The sequence below is a fragment of the Halovenus anhuiensis genome (assembly GCF_037080055.1).
Taxonomy (GTDB): Archaea; Halobacteriota; Halobacteria; order Halobacteriales; family Haloarculaceae; genus Halovenus.
In genome coordinates this window covers 1-17,479 of the sequence record NZ_JBAOJI010000016.1, presented here as the reverse complement: position 1 = coordinate 17,479, position 17,479 = coordinate 1, and the positions used below count along the sequence as shown (strand labels likewise).

13 protein-coding genes and 1 pseudogene are annotated in these 17,479 nt (G+C 56.4%); 8 read left to right on the top strand and 6 right to left on the bottom strand.

Annotation, left to right across the window (positions count from 1 at the left end):
• Positions 1–21: 21 nt before the first annotated feature.
• From V8P86_RS18600 to V8P86_RS18590, 3 genes are all read right to left on the bottom strand, one after another.
• Positions 22–912, bottom strand: coding sequence for a glycosyltransferase family 2 protein (locus V8P86_RS18600; protein ID WP_336328791.1), 891 nt, complete (start codon positions 910–912; stop codon positions 22–24).
• A 102-nt stretch (positions 913–1,014) separates the two neighbouring features.
• Positions 1,015–2,205, bottom strand: a complete 1,191-nt coding sequence (locus tag V8P86_RS18595) for an FG-GAP repeat domain-containing protein (RefSeq protein ID WP_336328790.1) — start codon at positions 2,203–2,205, stop codon at positions 1,015–1,017.
• An 82-nt stretch (positions 2,206–2,287) separates the two neighbouring features.
• Positions 2,288–3,787: a lipopolysaccharide biosynthesis protein gene (locus V8P86_RS18590; protein ID WP_336328789.1), complete on the bottom strand. Its 1,500-nt coding sequence runs from the start codon at positions 3,785–3,787 to the stop codon at positions 2,288–2,290.
• 305 nt (positions 3,788–4,092) lie between these two features.
• On the opposite strand from V8P86_RS18590, the gene V8P86_RS18585 reads away from it, so the two are divergent.
• Together V8P86_RS18585 and V8P86_RS18580 are read left to right on the top strand one after the other, a co-directional pair.
• A complete protein-coding gene (locus tag V8P86_RS18585) occupies positions 4,093–5,250 on the top strand; it encodes a glycosyltransferase family 4 protein (protein WP_336328788.1) in 1,158 nt (385 codons plus the stop codon).
• Positions 5,251–5,430: 180 nt separating this feature from the next.
• Positions 5,431–6,597, top strand: coding sequence for a Gfo/Idh/MocA family protein (locus V8P86_RS18580; protein WP_336328787.1), 1,167 nt, complete (start codon positions 5,431–5,433; stop codon positions 6,595–6,597).
• A gap of 381 nt (positions 6,598–6,978) precedes the next feature.
• Here the strand turns inward: V8P86_RS18580 and V8P86_RS18575 are convergent, their stop codons facing one another.
• The gene (locus V8P86_RS18575) at positions 6,979–8,295 is read right to left on the bottom strand and encodes a sulfatase-like hydrolase/transferase (protein WP_336328786.1); all 1,317 of its coding nucleotides are present in this window, start codon (positions 8,293–8,295) and stop codon (positions 6,979–6,981) included.
• 1,227 nt (positions 8,296–9,522) lie between these two features.
• Here V8P86_RS18575 and V8P86_RS19040 point away from each other — a divergent pair.
• Positions 9,523–9,606: pseudogene (locus V8P86_RS19040) on the top strand (SDR family NAD(P)-dependent oxidoreductase); the annotation flags it as partial.
• Between the two features lie 24 nt (positions 9,607–9,630).
• Here the strand turns inward: V8P86_RS19040 and V8P86_RS18570 are convergent.
• Positions 9,631–12,312 carry a PAS domain S-box protein gene (locus tag V8P86_RS18570; RefSeq protein WP_336328785.1) on the bottom strand — a complete coding sequence of 894 codons (2,682 nt, stop codon included), beginning with the start codon at positions 12,310–12,312 and terminating at the stop codon, positions 9,631–9,633.
• A 217-nt stretch (positions 12,313–12,529) separates the two neighbouring features.
• On the opposite strand from V8P86_RS18570, the gene V8P86_RS18565 reads away from it, so the two are divergent.
• Together V8P86_RS18565 and V8P86_RS18560 are read left to right on the top strand one after the other, a co-directional pair.
• Positions 12,530–13,288 carry a pirin family protein gene (locus tag V8P86_RS18565; protein WP_336328784.1) on the top strand — a complete coding sequence of 253 codons (759 nt, stop codon included), beginning with the start codon at positions 12,530–12,532 and terminating at the stop codon, positions 13,286–13,288.
• 60 nt (positions 13,289–13,348) lie between these two features.
• Positions 13,349–13,960 carry a metal-dependent hydrolase gene (locus V8P86_RS18560; RefSeq protein WP_336328783.1) on the top strand — a complete coding sequence of 204 codons (612 nt, stop codon included), beginning with the start codon at positions 13,349–13,351 and terminating at the stop codon, positions 13,958–13,960.
• 9 nt (positions 13,961–13,969) lie between these two features.
• On the opposite strand, the gene V8P86_RS18555 is transcribed toward V8P86_RS18560, so the two are convergent.
• Positions 13,970–14,356 carry a DUF5811 family protein gene (locus tag V8P86_RS18555; RefSeq protein ID WP_336328782.1) on the bottom strand — a complete coding sequence of 129 codons (387 nt, stop codon included), beginning with the start codon at positions 14,354–14,356 and terminating at the stop codon, positions 13,970–13,972.
• 308 nt (positions 14,357–14,664) lie between these two features.
• On the opposite strand from V8P86_RS18555, the gene V8P86_RS18550 reads away from it, so the two are divergent.
• The 3 genes from V8P86_RS18550 (at position 14,665) to V8P86_RS18540 (ending at position 16,940) form a co-directional block, all read left to right on the top strand.
• Complete coding sequence (locus V8P86_RS18550) at positions 14,665–14,883, top strand: DUF1328 domain-containing protein (RefSeq protein WP_336328781.1); 219 nt, start codon at positions 14,665–14,667, stop codon at positions 14,881–14,883.
• A 556-nt stretch (positions 14,884–15,439) separates the two neighbouring features.
• A complete protein-coding gene (locus V8P86_RS18545; protein ID WP_336328780.1) occupies positions 15,440–16,354 on the top strand; it encodes a sugar phosphate isomerase/epimerase family protein in 915 nt (304 codons plus the stop codon).
• Between the two features lie 124 nt (positions 16,355–16,478).
• The gene (locus V8P86_RS18540) at positions 16,479–16,940 is read left to right on the top strand and encodes a DUF4112 domain-containing protein (RefSeq protein WP_336328779.1); all 462 of its coding nucleotides are present in this window, start codon (positions 16,479–16,481) and stop codon (positions 16,938–16,940) included.
• The last annotated feature ends 539 nt before the right edge of the window (positions 16,941–17,479 follow it).

Genomic DNA, 17,479 nt, shown 5'->3' with positions numbered 1-17,479 from the left:
AACGATACAGCGACCCGATATCTAACTCCTGACGTACCGGACTGTCTTGTGGACTGGCTTGCCACCCAACGATGCGACGAACAGGATGAAAAACGATGATTCGAGTGGATACATGACGACTGCGAGCGTCAGATACTGTCGAGCACGGCTGTAGAACCCCCTGTAGTACGCCGAGGCCCCTAGTCGGTAGGCGGCCCAGCCGCGCATCTTTCGGTAGAACAGGCTGCCGTACTCCTTTGCAACCGGACTGAATTCCTCGACGAACAGATCGTAACCGGCCTGTTTCTTCTTGATGTCGGTCGTCAACCGGTTATGTGAGTCCGATTCGTAGATGACGAGCGGATCTGGAATGCGCTCGAATTCGGCGTGTCGAGAGAGGTTGATATACCACTCGAGATCCGCCCAGCAAGGGAACCGCTCGTCGAGCCGTACCTTCGCGGCGAGATCCGCCCGAACCATGAATACGGACAGCGAACCTACGACGTTCTCACAGAGCAACGCTTTCGTGAGGTCGATGTCGATCTCCGGCGGGATCGACTCGTTGAAGCCGTCGCCCTGCTCGGTTTTCAGCCCCGTGTACACGGCACCGAGTTCGTCGGGGCCGTCACGAAAGGCTGCTACCTGCCGTTCGATTTTCTCCGGGACCCACCTGTCGTCGTCGTCGAGAAACGCGATGTATTCCCCGGAGGCGGCATCTATTCCTGTGTTTCGCGCAGCGTTTGCTCCCTGGTTTTCCTCGTGTCGAACACACTGATCGGCCGCGAGCCCGCTCAGGTCGATCTCCGAGAGCGTTTCGCTGGCGGGCGTCTCCGAGTGGTCGTCAACAACCACGAGTTCGATGTTGTCATAGGTTTGATTGAGGACACTGTGGACCGCTCGCTCCAGGTATGAGGGGCGATTGTACGTCGTCACCAGCGCACTGACGAGCGGTCTTGATGGATCAGCCGACGTGGAGCCCTGGTCGGTCGTAGTGGATACGTGAGACGAATTCATAGATTCAAGCGATGGGCCGTCTCACGTTGTCTCATTGTACCACACATCGACGTGGACGTTGGGTTCGTAGGATTTGCCGACGATATCGACTGTGCCGTCATCGTTCATGTCGACAGCTTTCGCTTCATGAGTGGGGACTCCCTGTTCGATGACCGTCTCTTCGAACTCGCCGTCGCCTCGGTTCTGGAAGATGAAATGGCGTGCCTCGTCGTCGTGTTCGTCGATGCCCATCTCGGCGACGTAGAGATCCGGCCGACCGTTGCCGTTGAAATCGGCGGTTTCGACCGAGTGTGGATTGTACAGATCGTCCCGGAGTATGTGTGGCTCCCACTCCGGTGGGTCGAACCAGCCGACACGGGCCGGGCCGTCGCCGAGTTCCGGCTTGTCGCCCTCGGTTACCACGACTTCGAGTTCGTCGTCGCCGTCGATATCGTCGACAGCCAGACGCGTCCAGTCCCAGCCGGAGGTAATCTCCTCACGTTGCCACTCGTTGGAGAGTTGCATCGTGCCGCCGTCAGCTTTGATCTGACTCGTCCCCGCCTGTCTGGCCGTGGCAGGTGACTGTCTGTAGATCCCCGTTCCGGCAATCAACTCGTTGCGACCGTCGCCGTCGATATCGACGATTTTCAGCCCCTCGACGTGTGTATCTTCAGCGATGATGTGTCGACACTCCTCGGGCCAGGGTGACTGGCGTGGATCGTCCGGGATGTCGTAGTAAAAGATCACTTCACTCCGCTGTGAGGTGCCGACGAGTTCCATCTGGCCGTCGTTGTCGACATCACCGAAGGCCAAGTCGTGGTATTTATTGAACTCGGAGTCGACCAAGTGTCTTGTCCACGTCTTGCGAGGACTGTCTGGCTGTTCGAACCAGTAGATGTCGTGAGAGCCGATTCCCTGACCGACGAAGAGATCGAGACTACCGTTGCCGGTGACATCACCCATCGCGTTGCCGAAAACAAAGAGGTTGTGTGACTTCGAGAGAGCGTGTCGCTCCCATCCTGGATTTTCGTACCAGAAGATGCTGGTTTCGAGCCGTTTGAACAGTCGTCCGATCAGCGGGAATCCGCTCATTCCCAGTATCGGGAGCTTGTTCGCACCCATCCCACCGACGATGACATCCGGCCGACCGTTTCCCGTGAGGTCTGTGGGCTGGCAGATGCCGAGCCGTCCACAGGGCGGTGAGTCGTCGATTACTTGATGTCTGAATTGCATCTCATCAGATCTGTTGTCGCCGATCCTTGTAATTAAAATTCTCCTAACAAGCAGTCTGTAGTAAACACAAGTACGACGATCGCTACCGCATCCCTTTCGCGACCGTTCTAACGATCTGTCCGATCCCCCAGTCGAACTGTCTTTCCAAAAGCGCCGAGACGGCGATGTAGATTACCGCACCAGACGGGATGAGGACGAACAGTTCGACCAGTGGAGAGACATCGATCATGCTCCGAGCGTACCAGAGACTGCTGAACATCGTTGCAGCCGCGATGAAGGGGTACAGATACTCCATGTAGAACGGCCGCATTCTCATATCCGTGAGCCTGGTCGTGAGGTAGATATCGATCGGCAACATCGGGAAAATATAAATCGCAGTGACAGTGAGTGCCGTCCCGTCGATCCCCCACCGGGTTGTCGCTGGCAGGATGAATATTGCGATGAGAGCGACTCGTAACGTGCCGGTGTACAGCATGTAGTTCGGTCGGTCGAGCGTCTTCCAAACCGAGCCGACGTGTCGCGTAATCCCGTGCAACAACCCGTAGATTGAGAGAATTTGGAGGGTCGTAATTATCGGTGTCCACTCGGAGCCGAGCACGACTGGAACGAAACTGGGTGCGACGAGTGCGACACCGAATGCCATCGGAAAGACGACAAACGCCAGCATCCGTGTCGTCTGTAACAGCGCATCCCGGAACTCGTCCATGTTGTCCTGTAGCTGGGAGTACGCTGGAAACGTGATTTCGGAAATCACACCGGAGACTTCTCTCGGCGGAAGGTCGGCCAGTCGGTATGCATACTGATAGAATCCGAGCGCGGTCGCAGAGAGAAACCAGCCGACGAAGGCGTCGTCACCCTCACTGGCCAGAAACTGGACGACATTGGCCCCAGTAATCCATTTCCCGTAGTTTATGAGTTCTTTCGCTGCATCGATATCCACCTTCGGCCACGGTCGGTAATCGTGTAACACGTAGGAGAGTACCAACTGGATCGTGGGTCTCGCGATGGAGGCAGCGACGAGTGCCCAGACTGTCGGAGAGTATAGTGCGTAGCCGACACCGACGATCAACTGGATGACGCCACCGCTAGATTTGTAAATAAACTCTTTGTGATACTCAAGACCTTTCCGGAAGTAGACGATTCCAGGATTTCGGACTCCCCTGAGGAGCGGGCCAAGAGCCAACACACGGACGATTGGGGTCGCCTCCGGCTCGGAAAACAGCTGTGCAATGTACGGTGCAGCGAGAAACAGCACACCAAATACCAACAGCGAACGACCGATTTCCAGACACCAGGTGGTATCGAGATAGTCGTCAACATTTTCGTCTTTGTGCTGGATCAACGCGGCGTTCAGGCCGATCTTGGTAAACTGCCGCATCGCACTCACAGTTAAGAGGGCGATCCCGACCAGACCGAACGCCGCCGGGGGCAAGAGTCTGGCTAGTATTATGAGCATTAAAACCTGTGAAAAGCGCAATGAGATCTTCATCGCGCTGATCCAGAGCCCACTTTTAACACTTTGTTCGAGGACCGAGCCCGATGGAGTGATCCATTCGAGTATCCGTCGGAGTAAATCCCTCATCGGCTATCAACCTCTTGTAAACACTGTAGGAAATTCATACACCACATCGTCCCATGTCATGACAAAACTAAATCTCAAACCTTGTTATGACGTTATTACTGCCGGCCTCGTACTGTGGTGCAACACAGACAGCTGATCAGGAACTATTACCGGAGTGCCAGCCTGTATCATCCGATATCGACTCTGCTGTCGTCGCTCGTCGCCTCGCTGGCCCTGCTGGACAGTATCCTCTTTATACTCAAGTCCGGATCCTGCGAATCTATTGATATCATCGACGCAAGGATGAATATCATCTCCACCAGACAATGACTGATAACGATACGCTTACGACACTCCTGCTATCCGGCAGTGTCTTCTCCGGTAACCCGAACATGACTCTGCTGAGTGAGGGGCTCGAACGGGCCGGGACCGAGGTGCGCTGTCCGGACAACAAACGGGTATTTCCGGCGACACAGGCAGCCCTGCGCAATCGTGATGCGGACATTCTCCAGATTGACTGGCCCTATCCACACTACCTGATACGGAACTCAGACTCCGACGCACTGAACAAGATTTTTACCGTTTTGCGCGCGGTTACATTCTTGCTTGATCTCCTCGTTGTCTCGGTGCTCCCGATCAAACTGGTCCGTGTCGTGCACAACAAGCGTCATCACGAGAAGATCTACCCACGAGTCGAACGCGTCGTCAACGAGTTGAATTTCCTCGTCGCCGATGCGATTACGGTCAAATGTACCCGAGCAGGCGATATTGTTGATTCACATTACACTGCAGCCAGCGTGGACAAGATGCACGTCATCCCCGATGGGAACTACATCCCCGCGTACGAAAACACCGTTTCTATGGAGGTCGCCCGTGACGAACTATCAATCCCGGACGACGAGTTTGTCTTCCTCTTTTTCGGGCACATCCGTGAGTACAAGGGGGTACCGGATCTCCTCGAAACATTTCCCGACCTCGACCGCTCGGACGCCCGGCTGTGGATCGTCGGCAATCCGAAGACAGACGATTTAGAAGCCGAGATCACTGCACTCGCCCAGCAGGACGACGTCGAGACAGTGCTTGAGTACATTCCCGACGACCGTGTGCAGTACTACATGAATGCGGCGGATGTCCTCGTTCTCCCCTATAGGGATATACTGAACTCTGGGGCGGTGTACGCCGGACTCAGCTTCGGGCTCCCGGTTGTCACACCCGCGATAGGCTGTCTCCCAGAGACAGTTCCGCCCGAAAACGAGTTCTTGTACGATCCGACCCGGGACAGAGCGCTTTTACAAGAACTAGAACGCGCGTACGACCAGCCAGATCTCGCCAGCATCGGCCGTGCGAACTATGAGTACGCACAGGATCAAAGCTGGGACCGTGTCGCCCAGCGAGTTACCGATATGTACCGGTCGACGCTCGACGGTCAGAACGGGAGTCAGACCGCAACGTCGGCTCTTGATCCCCAAGATACTACGAGCTGACGCGTGAGAACCGCGTTCGTGGAAAATCACACGAACACGAAACGGACCCTCATCCTCGAATGAGTGCGTCTATGCACTGTTTCGGCGCTGTTTCGCTTGTTTCCAAACTCAGAACAGGCACCGGCACCGTTGCAGTAGGATGTTTATACCTTTGACATGAACGGCCACTAATTCCAGGAAATGACGTACAATGTCGCGATAATTGGAACAGGTGCAGACCCGGATGAACGGGACAGAGACGGCTACGCGATGGCGTACCGACACGCTCCTGGCTACATCAGACTCGACGAGTGTAACCTCATCGCTTGTGCGGACATTGTCAAGGAAAATGCCGAGGCGTTTGCCGATAACTTCGATCTCAATCACGTCTACACCGACCACGAGAAGCTGTTGCGGGAGTGTGATCTCGATATCGTCAGTGTCTGCGTTCCTCCGGCAGTCCACGCGGAGATCGTGACCGACTGCACCAGCGAGGGCGATCTGCAGGCGATTCACTGTGAGAAGCCGATGGCGACGACGTGGGCTGACTGTCAAGAGATGGTCGAAGTCTGTGAGCGACACGGCGTCCAGTTAACAATCGACCACCAGCGACGCCTCGCAAAACCAGCACAGGAGGCCAAGCGGATAGTCGACGAGGGCACGATCGGGGAACTCCGCCGGGTCGAGTGGTCAGAAGTGAACCTATTCGACGCCGGCTCACACCTGTTCGATCTCTGTGATTACATCACAGACGGCGCGACCCCGGAGTGGGTGCTGGCTGGGATCGATACAGATCCCAACAACGAGTGGTTCGGCACGGTTAACGAGGTACAGGCAATCGCACAGTGGGGGTACGAGGACGGGACACAGGGCGTTGCCTCGACTGGTGAGGGAAACCGACCGACATTCATCGATGCCTACCTCCGGCTGGTTGGCGAGGATGGCGAGATTGAGATCGAGCCCGACGACGGCCCCCAGATTCGTGTCCGGACTGACGGGGGCTGGGAGTCAGTCGATACGGACAACGAAACTATCTTTAACCCACGCCTCACTCTACCCGAACTTGTAGTAAACAAGGTGGCCGATACGCTGCCCCTGATCAACAAACAGTTCGAGGAACCACCGACCCACTATGAACGCGCTATCGAGCACGTCGTCAACTCGCTACAGGAGGGGACGGAACCACTTCTTGCCGGTTCGAACGTGCTGCGAGGTACCGAACTCGTCTTCGCCTGCTGGGAGTCTGCCCGCCGAGGGGAGCGTGTCGAGTTGCCACTGGATATTGAGGGCAATCCGCTCAAAGAGATTCTCGATCAAAAGTCGACTTCCGAGTCCTCACCTGCAAGTGAACCTCTCCAGCCGAACTGACGAACGCAGCCTGACGATAGTCTCAGACGCTCTCATTATGGTATCTTAGCAGATTAACTGGCAAATAGATGCCGTCTGTCGATATGGCATCGCTTAGACGGCTTGCCTAAATGTGTTGAAACCTTACCAAACAGCACGTTGATAATCCGACGTACTCGGAGCGCCGGGCGGCAGAGACGGGTACGCCAATTGGGTACAGATTGCAGGTCGTTGAGCAGTTTCTCAAACCGGGAGTTCGAGGAGATTCACCACTGTCGGAGAGAAACGGTAGTGTGATTCTGCGCGTCGACCACCGGACCCGTCCGTTTGGCCGTTCGTACTTTTCGAGTCCCCCTCGTATCAAGTACAGCGGTTGTGCCAGCCAGATTCTGATATAGCATCTTAGAGGTATCCCAGTTCCTCCAGTCGGGATTCGGCGCTGTCAGTCAGTTCAACCGACTTGTGTTCGATTGAACTCAGTCCGTACTCGCTGACGAGTTCGACTAGGAAATGCTGTGGGTCGTCTCGTTGTGGCTCACCGATCTCTTTCCAGCCATCGTAATCCTCGTAGCCGTAGTAGTCGGATTCGATCAGCGCGAACAGATCGCGGTCGTACGGTTTGAGGTCGAAATCGTAGTCCTTGGCCTGTTCGAGACTGTGTGTGAACGGCCCGCGGTACTCGGCCAGATAGGGCGTGTGGTCGGTGGTTGGTGGCACAATCGAGCGCCCGTCTGACACGGGACCGTCGACGTCTGCGAGTTCGAGAATTGTCTCGTACAGATCGAGAATACTGACTACTGTGTCGGTTTCTCCTTCAAACCCGTCGCCGGAGATAACCAGTGGGATATGTGTTAGTTCCGGGTAGATACCGCTCACATGGTTCCACATGTTGTGGTGTTCCCCCAGCAGTTCTCCGTGGTCGGACAGCGTGATCACGTAATCGAACTTCGTAGAGAGGGAGTCGAATAGGTCCCGGTAGATGTCACCGAGATACCGGGCAGCGCTATCGTAGGCTTCTCGGACCAACGTCGGGTCGTCGACACCGGTGTACGCGTCTCCGAACCCCATCCCGACTGGTTCGTCGAAGTCGCGGTATCCATCTGGTGGATGGTAGGGTGTATGCGCCTCGACGAGGTTGATGAAGAGGAATTCGTCAGAGTTGACCGACATATCGGCCGCTCGATCCACGACGACAGATGCTCCGTCATCGGGAATCAGCCGCCACTGTGATCCTCTCAAATTTTTGAAGCCGTACCACAGCGAGGGGAATGTATTGTACTCTCCCAAAATAATCTCGACTAGTGCACGCGTGTACTTCCTCGGCCGTGACAGATTGTCGTGTTTGGCACCGAACTCGTTCGTATCGAGGATGTTCAGATCTCCGGATCTCAGGTCGGCCGGTCCAGTAAACTCTTTGAACCCGCGGTCGAAGTTCTGTATCTGGCTGGCGTTTGGGTTTGCTGACCAGCCCCTTGTCGTGTAGCCTGCTTCCGAGAGTATCTCGGCCAGCACGGGTCGGTCACAATCCAGGTCGATCGCCTTCGAAGAGACGTCAACGGTGCTCCCATACTCGCCCGTAAATAGAGAGGCGTGTGCTGGGCCCGTCCAGTTTGCCGTCGAGTATGCTGATTCGAAACTTCGTCCCGGTACCCAGTCAAAATACTCGTCGAAGTAGTCTTTCCGGAGAGTGTCAAGGACGACGACTGCTATTGATGACATTGCACAAAAAGTTCCAACCGCATCCACTAAGTAAAGACGTAGATACTTATTTGAACTGGCACATTGTGATATGTTCCGATATTCTCATAAGACTACTCTAAAGACACAGATAGTTTTGAACCACGATATTTGCAGTCGGACAAACCTGTCTGGTTGACGGTAGAATCGTTCTATACCTCCGGCGAACAGGCCACCAACTTAGTCTACAAAATATCATGCCAACTGTAGAACCGACAGATGTCGTCGTCCGCAAGTAGCAGAGAATGAACCTGAAGTATGTCTGGATTGGAATAGCTGTTCGCCTCAATAATCATGGAATTGCCGGGTTTAGTCATGATAAGATCTCAGCCGACGTGATTGAATCCATCTATCTTCACACCGATCTGCTGGATCTCTGCCTCTATGTTGTCCTACCCCAGCACTGTACTAACTATGGTCGTCGTACCAGCATCCGAATGAGTGTCGTGCCAGGTCACACCCCGGTTTGCGGCTGGTTCGGCTGCCGGAGATAGCTCCCCGGTATCAGGGTTGCCCTCACGGTCGAGATTATCTTATAAAACACCTGATATTTGTACTAACCGGCGTAACCAGCCAGTCCGCGAGAGATGGGTCGTCCGTTCGTTAGTCACGGTACTAATACTGTAGTTCATCGCGTTCTCTCAAGAGTTTCGCTTGAATTCGTCGACCGATTTTGGGTGTTCAAGCAGCCACGTCAGTGCGTCCTCAATCGCTGTTGCACTTCGTGGTTTGAATAGGGGGCATCGGAGACGAGTGGGCCGTTATAGTTACAGTCCGAGGCGAGTGTCAGACAGCTGGCTGCGAATGCTTCGATGAGAACACCCGAGGATCTTTCACCTGAGTGGTGGGTCGGGAATGTGAAGACGTCGTATTCCCTGAGCCGCCAGATGACATCTTCGTTGTCGAGCTTCCCGAGAAACCTCGCCTCGGGCACGAATTTACACTATACTAGAAATTTTGTTTTGACTTGTCGCCCTCCAAGAAGTGACCGAACACGTCAATCTAAATATGACTATCTAGCTTGTTCATTTCTGTGATTGTATCTAAGAAATAGGGTAATCCTTTGATTTCCTTGATCCGGCCAACGTACGCGAGTCGCAGAGGTCGATCTGTCTCGTCGAACTGGTCGAAATCAGACGGCTGGGCGGGAACTGGGGAAGATCCGGCAGCGTCAAGATGAGACATCACTGTCGAACAGCCGCCGAAGCTCCCGCAGTCTTTCTCGCCTCTGAAGCGGGGTCGTACGTTACCGGAAGCTGTCTGACCGTTGACGGCGGCTGGACCTCACGCTAACTCCGAGCGAGTACTGGCTCTCCCTCAAGCAGCATCGTCGGGTTCGGCCTGCGGGACGGTGACCGTCACGACGGTTCCGGTCGGATCGTTATCCTCGATCGAGACGGTTCCGCCGACGCGGGTGACCAGCCAGTGAACCGTCCACAATCCAATTCCGCTACCGTGAAGCAGTGACTCTTCTTCACCCTCCCTGAGCACTTCTCGCTCGATGTCGGGGATTCCCGGGCCGTCGTCGGCGACGCGGATTCGGACTCGCTCCTCGGAGTCGGTCGTGACGCAGAGTTCGACAGTTGGCTCGGGCTGGTGGTTGTGCTGAATCGCGTTTTCGACGAGTTCGCCAACCACCAAGCGGAGAAACTCCCTGTTGCCTTTCACCTCGACATCGTCCACGTCGAGATCGATACTCGCGTTCGGATACTCCTCGGCGTATCCGGCCCCGAGATCGGTCACGACCGGCCAAACGGCCACCGAGTCGGTGATGTCCACCTTCTCGATAGTCTCGCCGAACTTCCTTACTTTCTGACTGAGTTCGGTGAGATCGTCCGAACTCGCCTGGATCTCCCTGACGCTGGCCAGTGCGTCTTCGAGCGGGAACGAGCGGAGCCGATCTTTCGCTTCGGACGGGTCGATCTTCGCAGCAACGTCCAGTTCCTGGAGTGCAGAGCCGACGTGATCGGCGTAGCCAGTCACGACGGTGAGTTTGTTGCGGAGGTTGTGTCGAAGGACGCGATTGAGTACCATGAGTCGCTGTTCGCGCTCCTTGCGATCGGTGATATCCCGGACGACACCCCGCAGTTTTGGTGCGTCGTCGTCCTCGACTCGCTCGCCCTCGATCTGTACCCAACGGGTCCGCCCCGCGGCGGTGAGAATCTGTGCTTCGATGTCGAAGGGAGTTCCGTCGACGCGACACGCCTCCAGGGCATTCGCAACGGTTTCCCAGCTCTCGGGGTGGAAATAGCCGATGGCATCCTCGTACGTGGGCTCGAAGGACGGTGATACGTCGTACAGATCACGCAACCCATCCGTCCAGTACAGCGTTTCTGCTTCGAGGTCGACCTCCCATCCACCGACATCTGCCTGCGCTTCAGTCCGGCGGATATGGTCTCGCTCGCGTCGGAGTTCGCGTTCGCGCTCTTTCAGTTCCGTAATATCTCTCCCCTCCGGAATAAGCAGCGTAATGTCGCCGTGCTCGTCGGTGACCGGCCGGACAGAAAAGTCGATAATCGCCTCGCGGTCCACTCCCTGTATCGTCACCTCTGTCCGCACGAATTCACCGCCGGCGGCCTGTTCGACGGTTGCTTTCACCTCGTCCTGTACGGCTTGTGAATGGGTAAACCACGGCGCGTCCCAGACTTTCTGTCCGATGACGAGGTCAGAGTCGTGGCCGATAAACTCCAGTGCCGTGTCGTTGGCCTCGATCAGCGTTCCGTCCGGCTCCATCAGCCCGGTGAATTGGTAGGTATTGTTGAAGACAGCCTCGAAGCGTCGCTGGCGCTGCTTGCGCTCGGAGATATTCCGTCCGATCCCGACTAGCCCCAGCGACTCGCCGGTCTCGTCGGTCAGTTTCGCGCCGGTGAACTCGTAGGGGATCTGCTCGCCGTCTTTCGTCTCGAACCGCGCTTCGATGGTTATCGTCGTGTCGTTCTGGAAGACATCGGCGATGGCCGTGTAGATGGCTTCCCGATCCTCGGGCGGGAAAAACTCCGCCGGATGCATCGACGCGATTTCCTCGTCTTCGTAGCCGGTCACCTTGGATAGCTGGTCGTTCCAGCGGAAGAACTGTCCCTCCTCGTCGAAGGCGTAGAATACGTCAGGGAGTGCGACGAAGATGCTCTCGGTGAGCGCTTGTTCCTCGCGGAGCTGTTGGGTCCGAGTAACGCGTTCGAGTGCCGTCGTCGTGTGCTCTGCGAGCGTCCGACTCAGGTCGACGACGGTTTCGTCGAACTCGACCGCTCGTTCACCGCCGACGCCGATCATCCCATGTTCGCCCAGCGGGAGCAAGATTGCATTCGACAGCGAGTTGTCTGCTGTGACTTCCCGTGGCGTGTAACTCGTTGGCTGGCCCTCCAAGAAGGCCTCGTACTCGTAGCTCCCCGCGGAAAACGAACCGACGAACCCCTGTTCGTGAGCTTTCTCTGTGGCGTACTCTGGCTCTAACTGCTCGCGGTCGGCGTCGTGAAACCAACAAACAGCGTACGGAAGGCCGAACACCGACGTGGTGGCTTCGACGGCCACTCTCACCACCTCTTCGACCGTTTCGGCCTGCTGAATCTGCTCGGTGGCGTCCTGTAGCGTCTCGATTACCTCTTGCCGCCGCAATCGGTCGCGCCGACCCTCACCGGAAGGGGGCCGTCGGTGTCCGATGCAGATAATCCCCGAGTCCTCTCCATTGGTCTCTTGGATCGTCGAGAGCGCACAATCCAGCGGCACCGTCTGCTCCCCGTTTTCGAGAGTCACGCTGACGGTCGCACTGCCAGTCTCGGTCGCCCGCTCGACGGCCTCTCCAAATCGCTCGTCCGCGTCGGCCGTGAGTGTGACTGCTGCCGTCCCGAGCAGGTTGCTCCGATCTAGACCCGTCACTGCCAGTGATTGCTCGTTGCAGTTCCGAACGACACCGGTCTCGTCCAGCAAAAATACCGGCTCGTCGAGTCCAGCTAATCCCGGTGGGAGAGCATCGACACGCCCGGACCCTGCACTGTCACCCATTCCGTGAACGAACGGCTGCCACTCAAATATGCGTTGTGTCATCAAATAAAAACAAAATTGTCTCCGGCATCGACTGCGATTCTCTCATCTGCCGCGTTTCTTCCCGAGCGTTTCCAAGCGCCTCGTGAAGACTCTGCCTCGATCTCTCGAGTATAGTAAGTATAGAAACATTATCTCTCGAGGAACGCATTTCCCTGCTGGTCCCGTATTCGTGGTAATGGCTGATCCCACGCCGACGCAGTCGCGAATCTATCCCGCTTCTCGAACAGATGTCTCGCAGGATCAGGGGCAGTTCCGCATTCATCTCAACTTCCCCGGTCGAGCAGTGCCGGACCACGAGGACCACGGCTACGGGCCGCTTGCGACGGTCGTCGAGTCGTTCATGGATCCGGGGACGCTGATTCGGATGCATCAGCACCGCAACGAGGAGATCATCTCGTGGGTCCCCGAGGGCGTGATGCGCCACGACGACCGCCAGGGCAACGAACTGGTCACGGATCCCGACCATCTGCTGGTGATGAACGCCGGTAGCGGTTTCTGGCATGCCGAAGAGACGCTCGCGGACGATCCACCGCTTCGGATGCTTCAGATCTTCGTCCGGCCGCACAGTCTCGATCTCGATCCTGACATCCAGCACGAACCGATCCCTGACGCCACGCCGAACGAGTGGCGCCACCTGTTCGGTCCCAAAGACAGCGATGCTCCACTGTTCGTCCGGAACGATGTCCAGTTCTACGATTGCCGACTTGACAGTGGCGAAACGGCCACCCTGCCCTCTCAGCCAGACTGGGATACCTACTGTTACGTCTTCGACGGGGCTGTGACCGTCGGCAACGAACAGATCGGTTATACCGAGAGCGCGCTTGTCACTGGTGACGAAGCCGTTTCCGTCACAGCGAACGAACAATCGACACTCGTCGCGTTTTCGATCAATCCCGCGGCACCGATCACGCGCCAGGGGACAATCGGTCGGTAATCCGGATCGCTTGCTCAGGCCACAATGCGAATATACTCTCCTCTCTTATACGGGAGTATGATGGCCACCACACACGCGCTCGCGGGCATGTTGCTCGTCAGCGTAACGGGGCTGATCGCACCGGAGTATTTGCCCGTGGCCGTCACCGCCGCGGCGGCCGGCGGGATCTTTCCCGATCTCGATCTGTCTGCTAACCATCGGCGGACACTCCACTTTCCGGTCCTATACTCGCTTGGGGCGGCCCCACTCGTCGTGCTGGCGGTCCTCGCTCCGGCCGCTGTTACCGTTGCTGTTGGAGCGTTTGTCAGTTCCGCAGCGCTGCACTCGGTCATGGACGCGTTCGGCGGCGGTCTCGAAGTTAAACCCTGGAAGGGAACATCAGAGCGAGCGGTCTACGACCACTACCGAAGCCACTGGGTCCGGCCGCGTCGGTGGATCCGCTACGACGGTGCACCCGAGGATGTGCTGTTTGCGGCGGTGCTTGCCGCGCCGCTGTTCGTGCTCTTTACCGGACGGCTCCAGATGGCCGTCATCGTTCTTCTCGGTAGTTCGCTCGTCTACGGGTTCCTCAGGAAGCCCCTGGTCGCGGTGGCGGAGTACCTCGTCGCGACTCTCCCCGCCAGCGTTGTCAAACGAATCCCTGGACAGTTCACCGAAGATCTGTCTCCCTGAAGCCGAAACTTACGAACTTGGCCAGCCGTCTGTCTGGGTGTCGGCAGCAATCAGTTGTCCGACGACGTTCGCAACGAAGGAAGTGGCGATATCACGTTTCTGTTCGTCAGTGAGATAGGGCGCAGTATCCGGGTTAGCTGGTGTTCCGATATTCTTGCTGACCGGTGGACCGACTGGAGAATTGATAACGACAACTCCCTTTTGCGTTCCGAGGTCGTCGACAAGTCGTGCTTCAGTCTGGGCGATATCCGGGAGTAGTCGGTCGACGTGGTCTGCGACATCCCTGGTTTCGTCGAGCAGTTGCTGTCGCTGATCCGCCGATAGATCGGCGTTCTGTTGCGCGTCGACATCAGTACTGTCGAGAATAGATGAAGCCGTGTGTCGATTGGAGTTCATTCAATTATGATACGTGGGGGAGGGGCTTAACCGGTGGGTGTCTGTGCGACCTCCCGCATCCATCTTGAAGCGACCGTTTTTCTGTGTACTCCGAGCAATGTTGCTCGATCCCGTTTTGATGGCGAGGAGTCTGGAAGATTGCATTCTTTCCTCAACAGTTCCGAATCGCTATCCTACTGCCGCTTTTTTCTCGCAAAAGGCGGCAGTAACTGCATTTGGGTATCACTCGGAGTTGGATAACCCCATTCTTTGTTAGTATGATACACCATGCATCAATAGCTACCGCCCAGAGCTAGTGATGTTATATCATGACATTCATCCAAACACTCCTGACCATCCTACTTTCAGCACAGTTGCCCCCGCTGCAGTCTGGAGGGGGATTCATCGAACTTGCGATCCTGTTTCTGGTCCTCGCGCTCGTTGCAGGGGTTCTCGGTGCGAGTGGTGTCGCAGGGATTAGCATGCAGATCGCCAAGTGGCTCGTCATCATATTCATCGCGCTGGCGATTATTTCGTTTGTCTTCTAATCGCACCTTTAGCGGCGTTTGTCGGTTGGCCTGACGAATCCAGCCGACGAGTAACAAACGACCAGAAGCCGTGACAGCAGAGCAGTTAGTCGCGGTTACTTTTCGGACGTTCCAACGGTGTATTAGGCGATTGCTTGATCGGCTTGCCAGAATACTGAGAAATCCTGCGGACTCGGGATGGCGCAGGCCAGTCATACGACCAACTCAGGAGTACAGGGCAAAAATCAGATAGTATGCCACACCATATTCAACGGATCTCTGCGCTCAAACTGATACTGAACCGAGACGAATCGTGTATTCTTATGCATTTACTAACACTAAGAGTTCCTGATCATCGGTATAGTCGGTGAAATAGGAGTTAGTGGCTTAGTCATCGCGGATTGTTCCCATGTATGTTCACCACCTCCACTCTCCCAAGAGGTTCCAGCCACGAGATACAGCGAGTCTTTTGTTGACTCGGCCAACCATTGCAGAATATCACGCTAATAACGGTAACCAATGTGTGAAACTGGAGTAGATTGCTCATAATAATACTGTGCTTCGCTCTTCACAAAGTATGTCCACGCAGTTTTCGACAGCGATTCAGCTATACAGCCTGAATAATTCGTCAGATCCCCTCCCGGAACTGATCAGACGCGTCAGCCGGGCCGGATACGACGGGGTCGAATTCGCAAATCGATTTCGTGAGACAAATGCAAAAGCTATCGCCGACGCGCTCGACGACACGGGTCTGGAGCCGGTTGCCTGCCACGCAGATCTCTCCGTCATACAGAGAGCAGTAAACGGTGACAACGATCTCCTCGAAAAGTGTGAAACAGTCGGGATTAGTCATCTTGTCAACCCCCACACATCGATGGCATCGTTTCGGAGTCGGGCATCCGTCCAGTCACTGTTAGCGCAGTACGGCGAGGTTGCTGAAGAACTTGCAGCCCGCGATATGCGGTTCGTTCATCACACATCTCGTCACGAATTCTGGGTGCTGATGCCCGAGATGATGGAAACCATGGTCGGAGTAACGCCGGTTCCTGAGGGCATCACGTCGTACGTCTCGCGCGAACTGAGCCGACTCACTGATAGCTCTGCGGGCACTCGGACCGGATTTCAGACGCTTGTTTCAGAAACCAGTCCGACGAATCTCCAGTTCGAGATCGATATCGCCGAGGTGACTGCCGGTCGATTCGACCCAATCGAATCAATCTCCCTCGTAGAAAATAGGCTTCCAATGATACACCTCCGAGATATCGCGCCAACAGGCCGATTAGGTACATACGAAGACGCCAAAGGAGGAGAAGGAGCGATTGATTTCGAGCAAACGGTCGACGCTGCGGTCGAGGCCGGGACGGAATGGATCGTCTACGAAGACGAAGTCCCTCAAGATCCCAAACTGAAGCTCAATTCGGGCATTTCTCTTATGGACGAACTGAATACCCCGAGCAGGCCTCACTCTTCGCCGACTGGGGCGGACAGCTAGGACTTCCTTCGGAGAGCCTCGGCGCTGGTCTGTTCGGCTGGTGGACGATATTGTAGGTCGATTCTGCGTGAGGAGGGACGACGCCCACCACACAGACTTTCCGTCACTAACCCGAATACCCCCTATGCCCGCGAACTACGAGTCTCGCTTCGACGTCGACTACGACGGTGAACTACCGGAAAGCGTCGACGAGGCCGCGCTCAAGCGGATGGAGACAGTCGCGTACATACTCGACGAGAGTGTACGCGTCCCCGGGGTCGGCGTCCGCATCGGTATCGACCCGGTTCTGGGAGCACTCCCGTTCGCTGGCGACGTGGTGAGCGGCGCCTTCTCCCTGTACATCGTCGCCGAATCGGCGTACCTCGGAGTCTCCTTCAGGACGCTCGTGGAGATGCTCGCCAACATCACCATCGACGTGGCGGGTGGCTCCATCCCCTACGTCGGTACTGTGGTCGACGCGCTCTGGAAGGCGAACAAGCGCAATGTCGCGCTCGCACTGGAGGACCTCGCCGAGGCGGTCGAGACGGACGGATCCGGCAACAAGACAGGCAGCGGCGTCGAAATTCCCGTCGAACCTGACAACTGAGTGAGGTCGCTGGGCTATACGTGCTCGTCACAGAAACCGGACTGGAAGTTGCTACTACAAAATACGTTGCCAACCTCAACGACAAAACGCGATAACACTCCCTCAGAGATAGAACCCGAACAACCCCACCGCGTCGAACGGCCGATCTGAGCGCGTTTAGCGCGTCCTCGTCCTCCCCCCATCCCAATCACCGCTGTCGAACCGCAGGCCTGCGCCGGCCCACCGCGATGAACGCCGAGACTGCGACGAGGCGGACGCCGCCACAGTGGCTCCGGTGCTGAGGAGTCGGCGGACACGGCACCACGGACGCCAACATCCTGCCCTTGGGCGTGTCGAGGGTCGGTTCTACGTCAGGCCGCTAGGTACCAGAACAGTCTGCTGGGGTATGCCAAGGGATTCGACGCCCGGCGGCTTATCCGTCCGAGACGTGGACTCGTGCCAGACCGACGAGTTCGTCGGCCAGAGTTTTCAATCGTGAGCGGGATACGGACGGTATGAGCGACGGTGAAGGAAGTCGTCCGAGCGACACGTGAGCGGGA